This is a genomic window from Leifsonia sp. McL0618, from assembly GCF_049994905.1.
In the GTDB taxonomy this organism is placed as follows: Bacteria; Actinomycetota; Actinomycetes; order Actinomycetales; family Microbacteriaceae; genus Diaminobutyricibacter.
Genome location: NZ_CP188258.1, coordinates 502,629 through 519,210 on the forward strand (window position 1 = coordinate 502,629; position 16,582 = coordinate 519,210).

Consider the following 16,582-nt stretch of genomic DNA (forward strand, 5'->3'; position numbering starts at 1 on the left):
CCCGCGGCCAGACGAGAGTCGGTTCCGTGCACGGAGCAGATCAGTGAGAATCGTCGTCCTGGTCAAGGAGGTCCCCGACACCTATGGAGATCGCAAGCTGAATCTGCAGACGGGTCTCGCCGACCGGGCGGCATCGGAACGGGTTCTGGATGAGATCGGCGAGCGCGCCCTCGAAGTCGCGCTGTCGCACGTCGACGCGCATCCCGAGACCGAGGTCGTCGTCGTATCGATGGCGTCCGAAGCAGCATCGCCCACACTTCGCAAAGCACTGTCGATGGGCGCCGCGAGCGTTCTGCAGGTGGTCGACGAACAGCTCGCCGGTGCGGATGTCGGCGTCACGGCTCGCGTGCTCGCTGCGGCCGTGCGCCGGGTCGGCTTCGATCTCGTGATCACCGGCAACATGTCGACCGACGGGTCCGGGGGAGTGCTGCCTGCGATGCTCGCCGAGCATCTGGGCGTCCCCGCGGTGACGGGCCTGTCGTCGGTCGTCCTCTCGGACGATGCGGTGTCCGGGACGCGGACGACCGATCACGGTTCCGCCACGGTCTCGGCGAAACTGCCGGCAGTGAGCTCGATCACCGAGGCGCTTCCGGATGCCCGATTCCCCAACTTCAAGGGCATCATGGCGGCCAAGAAGAAGCCGTTCGAAACCGTGGCACTCGCCGATCTCGGTGTCGTGCTCGATCCGGCATCGGTCGCGCAGTCCATCATGACGGCGGTGGAAGCGAAGCCGCCGCGAGGGGCGGGGATCAAGATCGAGGACGACGGGACTGCCGGCGAGCAGCTGGCCGCGTTCCTCTTCGAGAACCGGCTGGTGGAGGGATGATGGCGGAGTTCGCTTCGGATGCGGTCCTGGTCCTGCTGGAGACCACGCCGGCGGGTGACCTGGCCTCATCCAGTGCCGGTCTGTTGGGCGCGGCCTCGACGATCGGCACGCCGGTCGCCCTGGTGGTGGCGGATGCGTCGGGGCACGACGCACTTGCAGCTGCGGCCGGGAAGCTGGGTGCGGTTTCGGTGCTCGTACATCACGGCGATGAGGCGACCGAGCTGATCGCGCCGGCTGTCGACGCACTGGATGCGGCATTCGAACTCGTGCGGCCCGCAGCCGTTTTGCTCTCGCATTCGGCCGACGGGCGGGACATCGCCGGAGGTTTCGCGGCGAGGCGCTCGCTCGCGGTGGCAGTGGACGCCGTCGGCCTGGGTCGCGACGAGGAAGGTGTGGTCGCGCACCACTCGGTCTACGGCGGCGCGTACAACGTCACCTCGGCGCCCACGTTCGGACCGCTCGTCATCACGCTGCGACAAGGCGTCACCGAGGAACGTCCCCCGGAAGTCGCTGCCCCGGCCGTGTCGCGCCTGTCGGTCACGCCCTCCGGAACGCGTGCGGCGACGATCGAGTCGTTCGAGGTGGCGCAAGGCTCCTCGAGCCGGCCGGAGCTGCGCGGCGCAGCGAAGGTCGTGGCGGGCGGCCGCGGTCTGGGTTCGGCGGAGAAATTTGCGCTGGTGGAGCAGCTCGCCGACGCGCTGGGGGCAGCGGTTGGAGCGTCACGCGCGGCGGTGGATGCCGGGTATGTCCCGTATTCGTATCAGGTGGGGCAGACAGGAGTGTCGGTGTCACCGCAACTGTATGTGGCGCTGGGTATTTCGGGCGCCATCCAGCACAGAGCGGGGATGCAGACGGCGAAGACGATCGTCGCGGTGAACAAGGATTCCGATGCGCCGATCTTCGCTATCGCCGATTTCGGCGTGGTCGGCGACGTGTTCACGGTGGTGCCCCAGCTGATCGCGGCACTCAAGGCGAAGAAGGGGTAGGGGGTGGCGACCGACTCGCGTGCCGTGCGCCGCGGGCTTCCCCGGGTGCCCGGCGATCCCCCCTGGCCGCCCGTTGCTTCCACTGGGCCGGGCGATCCGCCGGTTTCACCCGTCGAGACGCCTGTGCTGCGGGACGATCCGCCTGTGCCGGCCGTCGAGGCGCCCACACCGGCCGTCGAGGCGCCCGCCGCCGCCCCTGCGCTGCGCCGGGGCCTTCCGCGGGTGACGCCCAGCGAACCACCGGCATCCGTCGGCGCGGCGGTGGTCACTCAACCGGAGCCAGCGGCGGAGCCGGCAGAGCAGCCGGCAGCGGCGCCTGCGGCAGCGCCGGCCGCAGAGCCAGCGGTGGTTCCCGCGCAGCCGGTCGTGCGCAAAGCCGAGCCGCGACAGTACGGGCCATACACCAGAGCTCAGTGGGTGGGAGCGGTCGCCGTGAGCGTCGCGGTCCTGGTCCTCCTTGCCGCGATCGTGGTCGCCCTGGCCCAGTACCTGGTGTCCCTGCCGTCCGTGCGGGACTTCCTCGCGACCTACCCGGGCGCGAATCCGCTCCCCGCCGACGCGCCCGTCGGCCTTCCGGCCTGGCTGGGCTGGCAGCACTTCCTCAACACCTTCTTCCTGGTCCTCATCGTCCGCTCCGGCCTGCAGGTGAGGCGCGACAAGAGACCCGCCGCATTCTGGGCGCGTCGAGGCTCACGGCGCCGGATCAGCCTGACGTTGTGGTTCCACCAGTCGCTGGACATCCTCTGGATAGCAAACGGGATCGTGTTCGTGATCCTCCTGTTCACCACGGGGCAGTGGATGCGCATCGTTCCGACGTCGTGGGCGGTGTTCCCCAACGCATTGTCCGCAACGCTGCAATACCTCACCCTGGACTGGCCGACCGAGAACGGCTGGGTCAACTACAACGCCCTCCAGCAGCTCGCCTACTTCACGGTGGTGTTCGTGGCCGCACCGCTTGCGATCATCACCGGAGTGAGGATGAGCGGCGTGTGGCCGAAGCGAGCCGCGACCCTCAACCGGCTCTACCCGGTGGAGTGGGCACGCAGAGTGCACTTTCCCGTGATGGTCTTCTTCGTGGCGTTCGTCGTCGTGCACGTGGCTCTTGTTCTCACCACCGGCGCTCTGCGCAACCTCAATCACATGTATGCCGCACTCGGGTCGACAGACCCTCATGCATACGCCGGCAATCCGATCGGCTTCGTGATCTTCGTCCTGTCGCTGGTGGTCATCGGAGCTGCCTGGGTCGCCGCGCGTCCCCTGGTTCTCGCGCCCATCGCGAGCCTGTTCGGAAAGGTCAGCCGATAACCATGAACCGCAACGAATCGAAGATCCTGGATCCGGACGATCTCGAATTCATCCTGTACGACTGGCTGCGGGTCGACGAGCTGACCTCGCTGCCGCGCTTTGCCGAGCACAGCCGCGAGACCTTCGACGAGGTCATCGACCTCACGCGCAGGATCGCGGAAGAGTACTTCCAGCCGCACAGCCGAGCGTCCGACCTCGATGAGCCGCACCTCGTCGACGGATCGGTCCGCATCGTCGAAGGCGTCAAGACCGCGCTCGACGCTTTCGCCGGAGCCGGCCTGATCGGCGCGACGATGGACGAGCAGGTCGGCGGGTTCCAGCTGCCCCACGTGGTGTACCGCGCTGCGTCGATGTGGCTGCAGGCGGCGAACATCGGGACGTCCGCGTATCCCTTGCTGACGACGGCGGCCGCCAATCTGATCCGCACCTATGCCGCACCGGAACTGGTCGAGCGGTACCTCCCGCCGATGACGGAGGGCCGATGGTTCGGCACCATGAACCTTTCCGAGCCCGGCGTCGGCTCATCGCTCGGCGACCTCGACACGGTGGCGCTGCGCCAGGAGGATGGGACCTACCGGCTCCGCGGCGAAAAGATGTGGATCTCGGGCGGGGACCACGAGCTCAGCGAGAACATCGTCCATCTCGTGCTCGCGCGCACCGGTGGGGCGGGAACGAGGGGTCTCTCCCTTCTCATCGTGCCGAAATGGCTCGGCGAGCCGGGAGCGCTGGCGCAGCGGAACGACATCGCGCTCGTCGGCCTGAACCACAAGATGGGCTTCCGCGGCACGGTCAACACGGCGCTCTCCTACGGATCGGGTGCATACCCGGTGGGTGATGGCGTCGGTGCCGTCGGCTACCTCATCGGGGAGGAAGGCCACGGCCTGGCGTACATGTTCCACATGATGAACGAGGCGCGGCTGGCGGTCGGTGCGTCCGCTGCCGCGCTGGCCGAGACCGGGTTCCTGCACGCCCGTGACTACGCGATACACCGGGTGCAAGGCCGTGACGTGGCCGCGAAAGATCCGTCGCTTCCGCCGGTTCCGATCATCCGGCATCCGGATGTGCGCCGGATGCTGCTGGAAGCGAAAGCCTACGCCGAGGGCTCGATAGCGCTCGTGCTCTACACGACCCGGCTGCTCGATCTGGCGCACGCCGGCACGGACGGCACGGCGCGTGCGAACGCCGATCTCCTCGTGGACGTGCTCACTCCGATCGCCAAGAGCTGGCCGTCGCAATGGGGCGTGGAAGCCGATGACCTCGCCATCCAGGTTCACGGTGGGAGCGGATATGTGCGCGACTTCCCGGTCGAGCAGTTCTATCGCGACAACCGGCTGAACGCCATCCACGAAGGGACACACGGCATCCACGCGCTCGACCTGCTGGGCCGCAAAGTGCGGCTCGCCGACGGCGCCGGGTTCGCCCTGCTGGTGGATGCGATGACGGACACAGCCCGTCGGGCGGACGAGCTGGGTAACGGCCTCGCGCCCCTGCTCGCGGTCCGCATCGAGCGGCTCGCGCAGATCACCCGTGCCCTGTGGGCTGAGGGCGACCCCGTGAGCGCACTGGTCAACGCGAGCGAGTACCTCGAAGCGGCCGGCGACCTGGTCGTCGCGTGGCTCCTGCTCGACCAGGTGGTGGCACTCGAGGGTAGGACCGATCCGTTCGCGGAGGGCAAGCGGCTGACGACCCGGTTCTTCTTCCTGCATGTGCTGCCCCGGGCCGACGCGCAACTGGACCTGCTCGCTTCGGGCGACAGGATGCTGGCCGACCTCGACGAGTCGCTCATTTAGTGAAGCCATGCAGCAACGCATTGGCCGGGTGACGACGACCGACGGGACGGAGCTGGCGTACGCTTCTGTCGGCGAAGGCCGGCCGGTGGTGTATGTCTCGGGCTGGCTCAGCCATCTGCAGTTGAGCTGGGAGCTGCTGGAGGAGCGCGCCTTCTACGAGGGCCTGGCGGAGGGATGCCGGCTCGTGCGGTACGACCGGGCCGGATGCGGACTGTCCGGGCCGTCGACGCGGCCCCCGTCGATGGCGCAGGAGCTCGCCCAGCTGGCCGCGGTCGTGGCCACGGTCGGCCCGGAGCCGTTCGATCTCGTCGGAACATCGCTGGGCGCGTTGGTCGCCGTGGCCTGGGCGGCCGAGCATCCGGAGACCGTGCGGCGACTCGTGCTCTACGGGGGCTGGGCGTCGGGCGCGGAGATCTCCCCGCCCGATGTGCGCGACCACGTGCTGGGTCTGGTCGAGTCGCACTGGGGGCTCGGCTCCGACGTGCTGACGGACATCTTTGCTCCGGATGCCCGTGCCTCGACACGCGCAGAGTTCGGCCGGTACCAGCGAGCCTCCTCGTCTGCAGCCACGGCTCGGGCGCTGCTGTCGCTGAGCTACGAACTTGACGTCAGCGATCTGCTCCCTGATGTGCGCGTTCCGACACTGGTGGTGCACCGGGAGAAGGATCGCGCCGCACCCGTCGCGCAGGCCGAAGTGCTCGCCGCCGGAATCGCCGGCGCGCAACTCGTGGTGCTGCCCGGCCGCTCGCACCTGCCGTACGTGGGCGACACGGACCAGCTTGTAGCGACCATCCGGCGCTTTCTCGACCTGCGAGCGTTACGAGGCGGCGTCGCCCGGCTGACAGTCCGGCAGACCGAGGTCGCCGCACTTATCAGCGCCGGGCGCACGAACCGCGAGATCGCCGCGCAGCTGGGGATCGACGAACGGTCGGCGGAAGGCCACGCCGAGCGCATCCGCCTGCGTCTCGGCTTCCGCTCCCGGGCCCAGATCGCGGCGTGGTACGCCGCCGAGAACGACGGATCGGCGTCGGCGAAGTGAGGTAGTTCTACGCCTGACGGGCGGCACGGGCGTCGCGCACGCTGGTAGTGATCGACGACGAGCCAACCCTGGAGTAGACATGGACGACACGAGCACCGCGACCCTGCCGGAGACCGGATTCGAACTGCACAGCGGCCGGGGCCCCTTCAATGCTCGGTTCTTCCGGGCGATGGGCCCGTACCTGGAACGCCGCCTGCACAGCCGAAAGCAGCTCGTGTTCGCCGGACTGCCGCAGGAGGTCGTCGAGATCGGATCAGGGGTGGGGGCCAACCTCCGCTACCTCGTGGCCGACTCGTCGCCATCGAACCCAATCGCTACATGCACGGCCGGCTTCGCGCCGAGGCGAGCCGCTACGGCCTGGAGCTCGACCTGCGCGAACGCATGGCCGAGAAGACGGGCCTGCCCGACCAGAGTGTCGACAGCGTGATCTCCTCGCTGGTGCTGTGCTCCGTGAAGGAGCCGGATGCCGTCCTGGCTGAGATCCGTCGCATCCTGAAACCCGGCGGCACGTTTCGTTTCGTCGAACACGTCGTCGCGGAGGACGGCACGCCGACCCGTGCCTCGCAACGACTCCTCCGCCGGCCCTGGGCCTGGACGTTCGAAGGCTGCTCGTGCGAACGCGACCTGGAAGGGGCCGTGCGTGCAGCCGGCTTCGCCAGCGTCACCGTCGAGCACTATCGGCTCCACACCCCGTTCCTCCCGTTCAACCCTCAGATCGCGGGGATAGCAGAGGCCTGAGGTGCGATCACTGCGCCCCGCGACGGCGGCGGGCGATCGCTATACCGATCAGCGCCAGGCCGACCACGAGGACGATCGGACCGACGGTGGCCCATAAAGACGAACCGCTCATCACCGACCCGGGCAGCACGTTGAACCCTTGCAGGGTCCACACCAGCCCGGCACCGGTAAGGATCACTCCGGGAACAAGGAACGGCCAGATGCGCTTCACAAGCCTCAGCCTACGTTGTAGCTTGTATTCTACCTAGCCCCTAGGTAGAATACTACCGTGACCTCGAAGCCTCTGCGGATGACCATCCCCACCCAGCTCGTGCTGCGCGCTCTGCTGAGCGATCCCGACAGTGAGCTCTACGGCGTCGAGATCGGCACGGCGGCCGGGCTGCCGAGTGGAACGGTGCATCCGATCCTGGCTCGGCTCGAGGGTCTCGGCTGGGTCACCTCCCGCTGGGAAGACATCGACCCTTCGGTCGAGGGCCGTCCCGCCCGCCGCTACTACACGATCAGCGGCGATGGTGTGGAGGCAGCCCGAAACGCTTTGGCGAGGGCCTATCAGTCCCGGCGCGTGCCGAACAGGGCAGGGATTCCACAAGCGGGGCAATGATGAAACACACGGTGGGTGACCAGAAGGGGCTGCCGCTCGCGCCCCCGGCGTTCCCTGCCACGCTCCTCGTCGCGCTGGCGTGCCGCGTCCTTCCCGGCGGTTCGTGTCGGAATCGGTATCGGCAGGAGTTCAGGGCGGAGCTGTACGGGATGCCCTTCGGGCGTCAGGCCACTCACGCGTTCGGGATCGCGGCGTCGTCGTGGTCGCTTCGTTCGGCCATCGCAAGCCCCCAGGGAAAGGGGAGAACCATGCTGACCATTGTCCGGAGCAAACCTCTGCTCTGTCTGCTGAACGTGCGACACCATTGGCAGCTCCAGAGCACCGAAGACGGTGGCCGCTACCAGGTCTGTAGCAAGTGCGGCAAGGATCGGTTGGATTTCGGTCCCCTGAACGTCGACTGGAGGGGTCGCAACAAATTCGGAATGTGGCGGTGATCGTGCTGCCATGACACCCAACGCGACAGCTCAGCTCCGCGCGATGCGAAAGCCGATGTGGCTCATGCCCGTGTCGATCATCTGCGCACGCCGTGCAGCCGGCCGGTAGCGCTGGCAATAGCTGTCGGCGCAGAGGAACGAGCCGCCCTTCACCGTCTTGCGCGGAACACCGAACTGGTCGCCCTCGCCGACGCTGCTCGCGCGAGTGCCTCCCATCGGGTTCTCGGGGATGCAGCACGCATCTCCCTGGTGCCCTTGGTACCAGTCCGACGTCCACTCCCAGACGTTGCCGGCCAGGTCGAACAGGCCGTAGCCGTTCGGCGGGAACGAGCCGACCGGCGCGGTCGATCCGTAACCGCGGACCGCGCGCCACGGAAAGTCGCCGTGCCAGTAGTTCGCGAGCGCCTCATCCTGACCCTCCGGTTCATCTCCCCAGGTGAAGCGCGTGCCGTCGATGCCTCCGCGGGCGGCGAACTCCCATTCGGCCTCCGTCGGCAGGCGCGACCCCGCCCACTCGGCGTAGACTTCGGCATCCTCGTACGCAATATGGACCACAGGATGCTCGGCACGGTCGCCGATCGTCGAACCGGCCCCGAACGGCCTGCGCCAGTTCGCACCCGGCGTCCACGCCCACCACTGGCTGATGTGACGAAGATCGACGGGGCCCGAAGTGCCCGTGAACACCATAGAACCCGGGACCAGATTCTCGGCGGGCGCATCCGGAAAGGCGGCGGGGTCAAGAGGACGCTCGGCCACGGTGCGATACTTCGTCGCACGCACGAACGCGGCGTACTCCCTGTTGGTCACCGTGGTCGGGCTGATCCAGAACCCTGCCACCCGTACCCGGTGTGCGGGCGCCTCCTCCGGGTAGTGCGCGTCGGAGCCCATCGTGAAGTCGCCGCCGTCGATCCAGACGTACTCGCGCGAGGCAGACGTCGATTCCTGATTGGACAGCTCAGTCCCCTCCAGCCAGGAAGGCTTGCAGCTTATCCACCGCTTGATCGATGCTGAACGTCGCGGCACGCTGTCGCGGCGGGAACTCCTCGAAGGTCGCGAGAAACTCCGATATCAGTGTGGTCGCAGCGAAGATCAGGTAGTCGTTGTCGAAGATCCACTCGTAGTAGGTGTTCGAGGTGATGTCCGCTCGCTCGAACGGGTCCGTGCGCAGGTTGAACAGCTTCGGGACACGGAGCGCGACGAACGGCTCGGCCCAGACTTGCAGGGTGCCCTGTACCCGCTGCTCCATGAACACGACCTTCCAGTTGTCGAACCGGAGGGCGAGAACATCGCCGTCATCGGAGAAGTACACAAGCCCTTTTCGCGGACTCTTCTCCTCTTCGCCCGTCAGATACGGCAGGAGGTTGTAGCCGTCGATGTGGACCTTGTAGGTCACGTCACCGATCGTCTTGCCCGACTTCAACTCATCGACCGTGTCGGTGTCACCGGCAGCGGCCAGGAAGGTCGGCAGCCAGTCGTGGTGCTGGATGATCTCGTTCGAGACCACGCCGGCCGGAATGTGCCCGGGCCAGCGGACCATCTCCGGCACCCGGAACGCACCCTCCCAGTTGGTGTTCTTCTCGCTGCGGAACGGGGTCATGCCACCGTCGGGCCAAGTGTTCATGTGCGGACCATTGTCGGTCGAATAGACCACGATCGTGTCGTCGGCGATGCCGAGCTCATCGAGCTGGTCGAGTAGTGAGCCCACCACCTTGTCGTGGTCGATCATCGTGTCGTGATACTCGGACTGCCAGCGGCCGGACTGTCCGATGCTCTCCGGCTTCGGGTGCGTCCGGAAATGCATGTGCGTCGTGTTCATCCACACGAAGAACGGCGTGTCCGCCTCGACGGCGCGTCCGATGAAGTCCTGAGCCGCCGCGGCGAAATCGTCGTCGATCGTCTCCATCCGCTTCTTCGTCAACGGGCCAGTGTCCTCGATCCGTTGCTTGCCCCGCCGGCCGTAGCGACCGTCAACCGTGTCATCGTCAGTGTCCGTCGCCCAGGAGTGGATGACACCGCGAGGACGTGCAAGCTCGTTGAACCGGGGAAATTCCTCCCGCGACGGCCAGTTGGGCAGCTCCGGCTCCTCCTCGGCGTTCAAGTGGTACAGGTTCCCGAAGAACTCGTCGAACCCGTGGGCGGTCGGCAGGAACTTGTTGTGGTCGCCGAGGTGGTTCTTGCCGAACTGCCCGGTCGCATACCCGTGAGGCTTGAGCACCTCGGCGATCGTAGGGTCCTCGGGCTGCAACCCGAGGTCGGCGCCGGGAATCCCCACCTTGCTCAGCCCCGTGCGGAACACGCTCTGACCGGTGATGAACGAAGAGCGACCCGCCGTGCAACTCTGCTCGCCATACGAGTCCGTGAACCGCATCCCCTCGTCGGCGATCCTGTCGATGTTCGGCGTGCGATATCCCATCAGCCCGTCGCTGTATGCGCTCAGGTTAGTGATCCCGATGTCATCTCCCCAGATGACCAGAATGTTCGGCTTTCCGTTCGGCACAGCAGACCTCCCCGTCGCGTCAGCCGAGCACACCGTCGAACCCGGCCCTCTCGCCATTCTGGCGTAGAGCCCCGCGCTCGCATACCCCGCTTTTCCGCGGTAGACGTCTCGCTCTGATCTCCGCCGAGGCGCTGTCTTCGTTGCCTCGACGGGCGCCCGGCCGATTGTTTGCGATGATGTGCCCTATGCAGACGCCTACGTACAGAGAGAACGAGATCGACATTGACCCAGCGCCGAAGGTGGTGGTGTACGGCGCGTACGGTCACACCGGCCGATTCGTGGTGTCAGAACTCGCCTCTCGCGGACTCACTCCTGTTCTCGCGGGCCGCGACCGACAGAAGCTCGAAATCCTCACTCGGGAGATTCCGGGGGTGGAGGCTCGTGTGGCGGATGTCGACGATCCTGGCACGCTCGATCGGGCTCTGGAGGGCGCGGCGGCGGTCGTGAACTGCGCAGGTCCGTTCGCGGCAACATCCGGTCCGCTTATCGAGGCCACACTGCGTGCGCGGCTCCCTTATGTCGATGTTGCGGCCGAGATCGAGGCGAACGACGACACGTTCACCGTGTTCGGCGAGCGCGCTGCTGCTGAGGGCGCCATCGTGGTGCCGGCCATGGCGTTCTACGGCGGTCTCGGTGATCTGCTCGCCACGGCTGCGATGGGTGACTGGGCGGAGGCCGACGAGGTCCATGTGGCTTACGGGCTGAGCGGGTGGCACCCGACGGCGGGCACTCGAGCGGCCGGTGCAGTCTCACGCCAACGCCGCGGCGGTCGACACGTGTCGTTCCACGACGGCACGCTGCGATACGGCAGCGACGAGTCCGTTCTGACAACGTGGCGGTTTCCTGCGCCGCTGGGCGAACGGGAGGTCCGCACCGAGTTCTCGATGGCAGACATCGTCACGATTCCCCGGCACCTGTCCGTTCCCGACGTCTTCAGTTACATGACCGTCACCGCTGCCACCGAACTGGCGGCGGATAACACCCCCGCTCCCGTCCCGGTCGACGAGAGTGGTAAATCCGACCAGACCTTCACCGTCGACGTGATCGTGCATCGCGGGGCCGAGAAGCGACGGGCGAGCGCGACCGGTCAGGATATCTACGCCGTGACGGGACCGCTGGCGGTCGAAGCCGTCGTGCGCATCCTGACAGGTCGCACAAAGCAGACGGGAGTTGCGCCTGCTGGAGCCATGTTCGACGCCGCAGATTTCCTGGACTCGCTCGTCCCGCATGTGGCGTGGAGCCTCTGACCAAGCCGTCGCGCGGGGGCCCGTGAGCGCCCCCAGTGTGGTCGTTGAGCGGCAGAGTTTGGGAGGCCGTCGTCCGTTGTGTGATGCTGACCACGCGAAGAAGGAGGCGACATGGTTGTTGTTAGCGAAGAGTCCGGTGTGGCGAGCAGTGTGTGGCGACTCGGGACTTTGCGGGTGAGTCGTATCGGGTTCGGGGCGATGCGCCTTGCGTCTGCTGCGGCTTTCGGAACTGGACCGAGCCGGGACCGCGCCGAATCCATCGCAGTGCTACGGCGCGCTCGTGAATTGGGCGTCACGCACTTCGACACGGCGGCGTTCTACTTCTCGGGGCGGCGTTCAGCGAACGAGTTGATCAATGCCGCATTCCCCGACCACGATGACGATCTCGTCATCGCCACCAAGGTCGGTCCGGCACGGAACGCCTCCGGCGAGTGGGTCGATCCGGCCCGGCCGGATCAGTTGCGAGGGCAAGTCGAGGAGAACCTACGCCAGCTCGGACGGGACCATCTTGACCTCGTCTATCTTCGAGCACTCGGCTCGGGCTCGGTCAGCGAGTTGTTCGGGGCTCTCGCGGACTTGCAGGCCGAGGGATTGATCGCCAATCTCGGCGTCTCGAACGTCTCAACGGCGCAACTGAGCGAGGCGGCCGACATCGCGCAGGTGGTCAGCGTCCAGAACCGCTTCGGCTTGGACCAGCGCACCGCGGAAGCCGTTGCAGTACTCGCCGAAACGACGCGCCGCCAGATCGCCTTCGTGCCGTACTTCGCTATGGCTGGGAAAGCCGGAGAGCGCGGACGCACCGACGAGACGAACCCGGTCGTGACCGATATTGCGAACAGACACGGCGCGACCGCGTCACAGATCCGACTCGCCTGGACACTCCACCAAGGCCCGAACGTCCTGGCCATTCCCGGCACCGGTGACCTGAACCACCTCGAACAGAACGTCGCCGCCGCAACAATCCACCTCACGCACGAAGAGTTGAACGACCTGGTCGCGGAGCCAACCACCTGAAAGGGACGCCGGAAAACGGCGCCATCGGTCACTCGCTATAGCTCGGTGCGGAGTTTGCGATGTGTTGCCTCATCGGTCAGCTCACGGACGAGGCTAGCGACGAGGAGTTGGCGTTTGCCGACGGTGACCGTTCCCGCATCAGCCTCGCTCTGGCCGATAACCGCGATGTGTGCCGCACGGCCAGTGCGCGCCTGCCTGACCGTTGCCCCGAGAGTTCCGCGGTCTAAAAGCTGAACACGAAGTCCGACGGACTCGAGATGATCGACGAGCCCAATAGCGGCGCCGGTCTGGGTGGAAGAGACCAAGAAGGCCCCCGTGATCCGCCAGCCAGTGCCGCTGCCAAATATGACGAGAGCCGCCCCCAGCAGCCAGAGCGCAAGGCCCGCAATGCCTGACGGTAATCGGCTTGCAACGTGGTCGGCGCGCCCAGGACCACGAGCTTTCAGCTGCTCACTGTTGTGACGGGAGGACGTCAATATGGAGTTTTGAACCCATCTCCGTCATGAGCCGTTCAATCGCTGCTGGGGAGCGGCTCACAAGCATGCCGAGGCCGTCTCCTGCCAGATACAACGGAATATCCCGCTCGCCGGCGCGGGTACGCACGGTGATCGCAAGGGCGGTAGCCCGTCGAACTCCCAGCCGACCCGGTTGCAACCCCATGCGGATAATTGTCTCGCGGGGAATCACGGCGAAGACGATGGGTTGGTTGAAGCGCCGCCAAAAGCGGCTTCCCTCAGAGGTGACTTCCACAACATACGGTCGAGCCGCCGCCGCGGCGTAGACGTTCCCATCCGCCAAAGCGGCCATTGTGTCGTCCTGGCCTATGAGCGTTGCAAACAGGGAGTTCGGGGCCCTTGTCCTCAGCCTCCGCACTCGAAGATCGAGGATCAAATAGCCAAATAGATTAACGAGGGCGATGAATATCGCCAGGCCCAAAACCACCGCAGGAACCTTCGCAAGGTAGCTCGACCCACCACCGTTTGCAATCGCGATCCACATGGCCGGTATCACGAGCACGACTACGATGATGCTGCCCGTGAGCGCGAGCCAGTGCCGACTAATCCAGCGCATGTCCCTGTCCCTGTTTGATGGCAGAAACAGCTACGACGGCTCTGCGTGATCCAAGTTCTTAACAGCGTATTGTTCGTCGCCGCCGCATTTGCCATCGCGAGCCAAAACTGGTGGTAGCTCTCTACGCAGGACTGCTCTTAGTCGTGGGCATCAGCAACCTCAATCGCAACCGAGTCCGCTTGAGGTACTTGCGGCAAATTCGTTCGAGCGAGAGAGCCTCCTCGCCGGAAAAGTGAGCGGGGCCAAATTCGCACGCCGATGGATCCTCAAATGGACACCCGACGCGGACGGGTTGCTAAGGTGTCGAGATGATTTCGGACCCGCCCCCTCTGGCGGCAAGACGGCAAGAGCCGCAGCGGTGGACGTACCCGCTCATCTTCACGTTGTGTGTTGCCACGCTCGCGGTCGGGGTGTGTGTTGCAGCAATTGCGGTCGGGGTCGCCAGCATTGGCTTGTGGGCACAGTCAGGCGCGTTCTGACCGGAAGCCATTCCGCCGCGTGTGCAGTACCTCGGGGAGGACTACCGCTGCATGGGCCTTCCCGCTCCGGACACCATGGCTGGCCTCACTCTGCAGGGGCGCACCGTAGGCGGCGGCCTGATCTACGCCCGCCCGCCAATCGACTCGAAAGCTTCTGAAGGGTGGATTGTCGTCACGGACGGCCACCGCCGACAAGCCTGCATCTACAACGGCAAAGATTGACGACTTGCCGAACGGCTGAGGCAAAGGTTCCCGTCCGCAAGCGGATCGGCTATCGCGATCGAACGGACTGACGCGGGCGGGACCGTGCATCGACGTTCTGGTGCAACGCCGTCACGATCCGCTCTGTCTCATCGATAGGAGCTAGCCAGAGGTAAGACCGTGTCGCGCGGATCGTGGCCACTTTGCGTCGCGTCGTCAGGTCGGCGTAGGGTCTTGTCAACATTCGGACCCACTCGGCGACAGCCGGGTGGGTTCACCGTTTCGTGGGGGCAACAGTTGAAGAATTGGATCGATCTCAACGCTCAAGTGCAAAAGCACGTGGATCGCGGACTGGATCTGGGTGGCGTCACCAACGACAAGTTTGCCATGTTCCTCTATTCGAGCAACTACTACCGCGTAAGCGGGTACGGGCGTTGCTTCTGCGAAGCCGGTGCGGACAAGTACATAGCCGGGACGAGTGCGGCGCACAGCACGGCAATCAGAAGGTCCGACTCCATCGACTACACGATGCACGTTGCAGAGCGGATGCAGATTTCGCAGTATCCCGACGATGAGGCGCTGACGACCGAAGCCAGAGCGATGTTCTCGGACATGCAGAGCAAAGACCGAATCAGGAGGTCGCGGTGCTGGGCTCAATTTTCATCGCTCGCACTGCTGCATCCGCTCTTGAAATGAACCTATAGATGCTGGCGATGGGAGTATTAACGCAGCGGTAAGGGCGGCGGCTTTTTGCGGCACTGAATGCCACCCCGACTCCACGTAAGCGGATCCCTGAACGCGCCGATTCTCGGAGCCACTACCCTGAGCCAATGATCTCCTTGGACTCCGCGCTTTGGCCCCCGGCGCCGATCATCACCGAGCGACTCATCATCCGCGCATCGGAGCCGAAGGACCGCGACGCTGTCATCGAGCTGTTCAGTTCAGCTCAAGTGAATGCCTTCGTAGGAGGTCCGCAGCCGCGCTCCGAGCTTGAAGCGGCGGTGCCAGAGACTCCCGGCCAGCGCGAAGGTTTCTTCATCGTCGAACACCAGGGCAACACGGTCGGCATCGTGACCTTCGATCCACGCGACTCGAGCCGCCCTGGCCCAGTTCAGTCGATCGGTGGCGACATTGAGCTCGGCTATATGCTGCTGCCTCAAGCTTGGGGCAAAGGCTATGCGACGGAGGCGTGCTCGGCGGCGGTTGACTGGTTCGCAACCACCCTTCCAGGAGAGCCACTTGTCGCCTCGGCGCAGGTCACGAACGAGCCTTCCATCCGCGTCGTCGTCAAGCTCGGATTCGAAGAGCTCGAACGCCACGAGGAGTTCGGGTCCGAGCAATGGTTCGGAGTCTGGCGGCCACAGCCGAAGGACAGAGCCTCCTGACCTCTCGTTTCAAAAGTCACCCGGCGTCGTAGTCGACGAAAAGAGAGCGTTGCCGCACAGAACGCGGATGCTTGCGATGCACACAATTCGCTGCGCAAGGGTATGGAAGATCGCCGACTCCGGTTTTCGCACACCGATTGAAGCGCGGTAGAACGTGCTCCAGTTCCCGATCCGTTCCGGAAGGCCACGCCGCAGAGCACCCATCGACGATCCACGGGCGGCCGGTCGCGACACATCCCAGCGTCGCCCACGAGCGCACCCTTCGCATTTGGCAACACGCCCCAGGGGCACGCAACCGCCCATCCACAAACGCTTCGCTGGCGCGGCCGACTGGTTTCTTTAGACGGGTCGGAGCTCGAAGAGCGGATGGCGTCCGGCTTCGGCCAGGTAATCCTCGGGGGTGTCGTCGACGCGAATTCGTAATTGGCGCAGTACGCCGACAGGTGGCCTCATGTTCGGGCCAAGCAATGTGCGTAGCAGGCGCGGCGAGCGGAACGGCTCAAGCACTCGACGAAGAATCGCGGCCGCGTCATCGAGCGGAACTTCGGAGGCACGGACCGGACTGCGACGGCCGCCAGGATGGACCACAATCGCCTCGCCGGCTGCACGAAGGTTTCGAGCCCAGCCGTCTGCACCGTAAGTGGCCTGGACGTACCAGGCTCCATCGAGGACCAGCAAGGTGACGGGCACCGTTCGCTCGATCCCCGACCGGCGACCCCGAACGATCAGAACAACGTTTGGTGCACCCGTTGGCACCCCGGCGGAGATCATCCGTCTGGCGAGCGGATTGACCAACCGGAACATAAGGAGAGCGGACCGTACTCGCCGGTCGGGCTGCGAATACCGAGAACGAGCACCTCTCATCGACGATCACCTTCTCGCTGAAACGACTGAGAGCACGCCCTGACATTTTACGTCCAGAACCCCGAACGACCGCGCGATTACCGGTCGCTATCCGTGCGGTGACGG

The 16,582-nt window shown here is 65.6% G+C and carries 17 protein-coding genes; 11 read left to right on the forward strand and 6 right to left on the reverse strand.

Features of this window, described 5'->3' with window-relative positions; genetic code table 11:
- Positions 1-43: 43 nt before the first annotated feature.
- The 6 genes from ACPPVQ_RS02365 to ACPPVQ_RS02390 all read left to right on the forward strand — a co-directional run bounded on the left by ACPPVQ_RS02365 (position 44) and on the right by ACPPVQ_RS02390 (position 6,684).
- Positions 44-826, forward strand: a complete 783-nt coding sequence (locus ACPPVQ_RS02365) for an electron transfer flavoprotein subunit beta/FixA family protein (RefSeq protein WP_426518241.1) — start codon at positions 44-46, stop codon at positions 824-826.
- Complete coding sequence (locus tag ACPPVQ_RS02370; RefSeq protein WP_426518243.1) at positions 826-1,812, forward strand: electron transfer flavoprotein subunit alpha/FixB family protein; 987 nt, start codon at positions 826-828, stop codon at positions 1,810-1,812. Before ACPPVQ_RS02365 ends, ACPPVQ_RS02370 begins: the two co-directional genes overlap by 1 nt.
- A gap of 3 nt (positions 1,813-1,815) precedes the next feature.
- Positions 1,816-3,117, forward strand: a complete 1,302-nt coding sequence (locus ACPPVQ_RS02375; protein ID WP_426518245.1) for a cytochrome b/b6 domain-containing protein — start codon at positions 1,816-1,818, stop codon at positions 3,115-3,117.
- Between the two features lie 2 nt (positions 3,118-3,119).
- A complete protein-coding gene (locus tag ACPPVQ_RS02380; protein ID WP_426518247.1) occupies positions 3,120-4,907 on the forward strand; it encodes an acyl-CoA dehydrogenase in 1,788 nt (595 codons plus the stop codon).
- Between the two features lie 7 nt (positions 4,908-4,914).
- Complete coding sequence (locus ACPPVQ_RS02385) at positions 4,915-5,946, forward strand: alpha/beta fold hydrolase (protein ID WP_426518249.1); 1,032 nt, start codon at positions 4,915-4,917, stop codon at positions 5,944-5,946.
- A 318-nt stretch (positions 5,947-6,264) separates the two neighbouring features.
- The gene (locus ACPPVQ_RS02390; RefSeq protein WP_426518251.1) at positions 6,265-6,684 is read left to right on the forward strand and encodes a class I SAM-dependent methyltransferase; all 420 of its coding nucleotides are present in this window, start codon (positions 6,265-6,267) and stop codon (positions 6,682-6,684) included.
- A gap of 7 nt (positions 6,685-6,691) precedes the next feature.
- On the opposite strand, the gene ACPPVQ_RS02395 is transcribed toward ACPPVQ_RS02390, so the two are convergent.
- Entirely contained in the window at positions 6,692-6,895 is a 204-nt protein-coding gene (locus tag ACPPVQ_RS02395; RefSeq protein ID WP_426518253.1) for a hypothetical protein, read from the reverse strand.
- A gap of 57 nt (positions 6,896-6,952) precedes the next feature.
- Here ACPPVQ_RS02395 and ACPPVQ_RS02400 point away from each other — a divergent pair, with 57 nt between their 5' ends.
- Positions 6,953-7,285 carry a PadR family transcriptional regulator gene (locus ACPPVQ_RS02400; protein WP_426518255.1) on the forward strand — a complete coding sequence of 111 codons (333 nt, stop codon included), beginning with the start codon at positions 6,953-6,955 and terminating at the stop codon, positions 7,283-7,285.
- A gap of 464 nt (positions 7,286-7,749) precedes the next feature.
- Here the strand turns inward: ACPPVQ_RS02400 and ACPPVQ_RS02405 are convergent, their stop codons facing one another.
- Together ACPPVQ_RS02405 and ACPPVQ_RS02410 are read right to left on the reverse strand one after the other, a co-directional pair.
- Positions 7,750-8,673, reverse strand: a complete 924-nt coding sequence (locus ACPPVQ_RS02405) for a formylglycine-generating enzyme family protein (RefSeq protein ID WP_426521375.1) — start codon at positions 8,671-8,673, stop codon at positions 7,750-7,752.
- A 1-nt stretch (position 8,674) separates the two neighbouring features.
- Positions 8,675-10,216 (reverse strand): arylsulfatase, encoded by a 1,542-nt coding sequence (locus ACPPVQ_RS02410; protein WP_426518257.1) that lies wholly within the window; start codon positions 10,214-10,216, stop codon positions 8,675-8,677.
- 185 nt (positions 10,217-10,401) lie between these two features.
- Between ACPPVQ_RS02410 and ACPPVQ_RS02415 the strand changes: the two genes are divergently transcribed.
- Positions 10,402-11,463, forward strand: coding sequence for a saccharopine dehydrogenase family protein (locus ACPPVQ_RS02415; protein WP_426518259.1), 1,062 nt, complete (start codon positions 10,402-10,404; stop codon positions 11,461-11,463).
- A 111-nt stretch (positions 11,464-11,574) separates the two neighbouring features.
- Positions 11,575-12,477: an aldo/keto reductase gene (locus ACPPVQ_RS02420; protein WP_426518261.1), complete on the forward strand. Its 903-nt coding sequence runs from the start codon at positions 11,575-11,577 to the stop codon at positions 12,475-12,477.
- Between the two features lie 35 nt (positions 12,478-12,512).
- Here the strand turns inward: ACPPVQ_RS02420 and ACPPVQ_RS02425 are convergent, their stop codons facing one another.
- Together ACPPVQ_RS02425 and ACPPVQ_RS02430 are read right to left on the reverse strand one after the other, a co-directional pair.
- A complete protein-coding gene (locus ACPPVQ_RS02425) occupies positions 12,513-12,953 on the reverse strand; it encodes a His/Gly/Thr/Pro-type tRNA ligase C-terminal domain-containing protein (protein ID WP_426518263.1) in 441 nt (146 codons plus the stop codon).
- Positions 12,928-13,548, reverse strand: a complete 621-nt coding sequence (locus tag ACPPVQ_RS02430; protein WP_426518265.1) for a hypothetical protein — start codon at positions 13,546-13,548, stop codon at positions 12,928-12,930. The genes ACPPVQ_RS02425 and ACPPVQ_RS02430 overlap by 26 nt, the downstream gene beginning before the upstream one ends.
- Positions 13,549-14,525: 977 nt before the next feature.
- On the opposite strand from ACPPVQ_RS02430, the gene ACPPVQ_RS02435 reads away from it, so the two are divergent.
- Entirely contained in the window at positions 14,526-14,924 is a 399-nt protein-coding gene (locus ACPPVQ_RS02435; RefSeq protein ID WP_426518267.1) for a hypothetical protein, read from the forward strand.
- 134 nt (positions 14,925-15,058) lie between these two features.
- Complete coding sequence (locus tag ACPPVQ_RS02440; RefSeq protein WP_426518269.1) at positions 15,059-15,613, forward strand: GNAT family N-acetyltransferase; 555 nt, start codon at positions 15,059-15,061, stop codon at positions 15,611-15,613.
- Positions 15,614-15,952: 339 nt separating this feature from the next.
- On the opposite strand, the gene ACPPVQ_RS02445 is transcribed toward ACPPVQ_RS02440, so the two are convergent.
- On the reverse strand, positions 15,953-16,417 hold the full coding sequence (locus ACPPVQ_RS02445; protein WP_426518271.1) for a nitroreductase/quinone reductase family protein: 465 nt from the start codon (positions 16,415-16,417) through the stop codon (positions 15,953-15,955).
- Positions 16,418-16,582: the final 165 nt, after the last annotated feature.